Raw genomic sequence first — 904 nt, 5'->3', positions numbered from 1 at the left:
GCCTGAAAGTGTCCGGATGGCCGTGGAATCGGTGTCCGGATGCTCGTGGAATGAGTGTCCGGATCAGCGTGGAATCAGTGTCCGGATGTTGGTGGAATGGGTGTCCGGATGGTCATGGAATCCCCACCCTGAATTTGGCAAGTCACCTAATCGATGAGTTGGAGGCGATAAACCTCCAAGGGATTCCTATGTCCGCAACAAGTCTGATTCAACCAACTAAGCACGACTTTAGCGATATTCAGGATAAGGCCACTTGGGCGTTTGGGGTTCTTTCGGCCATGCACGGTTCCGAACTGGCAGCCCAGCAACTATTCCTCGAACACGAAGCGTACACACTGGGAGAAGAACGTTTTCACAAGACTCTTGAGCGTCAAATGGAGCGTGGTGAATTTGCAGATAATGCGGTCGCTACGCCTGTCTTGTCCGCGCTGGTCCCAATGATGGCCGTGGCGTTTGATAATTGGGTCGAGCATCAGGTAACAAAAGTTCGCCGAAAGCACGTAGGACTTCAGTTCTTTCAAATGGTGAGGTCTGAAAGTGTTGCTGCAATCACCGTCAAGACTGTTCTGAACATCATCTCCAAAAAGGGACCCCAGAACATTCAGACCGTGGCGGTGTTCCTGGGGCGTGCCCTTGAAGAAGAAGCCCGCTTTGGTCGCATCCGTGAGCAAGAGGCCGACCACTTCAACAAGCGCATACGTAAGGAACTCAACAAGCGCAATGGCCACACCTATAAGGTCAAATACCTTGAGAAGGTTGAGGCGCACATGCAGGAGGCCTGCAGTGGTCTAATTTCCCCGGACACCCCGATAGGTGGAAAATACACCTATTGAGGAGTTCTCCATGACCGACAAACGCAAAGTATTCGACGACAGCTTCAAGCTGGAAGTTGTAAAGATGATCA

1 protein-coding gene is annotated in these 904 nt (G+C 51.5%); it reads left to right on the top strand.

The window, feature by feature from the left end; genetic code table 11:
- The first annotated feature begins 188 nt into the window (after positions 1-188).
- A complete protein-coding gene (locus FQ187_RS29870) occupies positions 189-833 on the top strand; it encodes a hypothetical protein (RefSeq protein ID WP_178122798.1) in 645 nt (214 codons plus the stop codon).
- Positions 834-904 lie beyond the last annotated feature (71 nt).

The organism is Pseudomonas sp. ANT_J28 (genome assembly GCF_008370005.1).
Classification (GTDB): Bacteria; Pseudomonadota; Gammaproteobacteria; order Pseudomonadales; family Pseudomonadaceae; genus Aquipseudomonas; species Aquipseudomonas frigoris.
The sequence above is the reverse complement of the archived record's forward strand: the minus strand, read 5'-3'. Positions and strand labels throughout refer to the sequence as shown.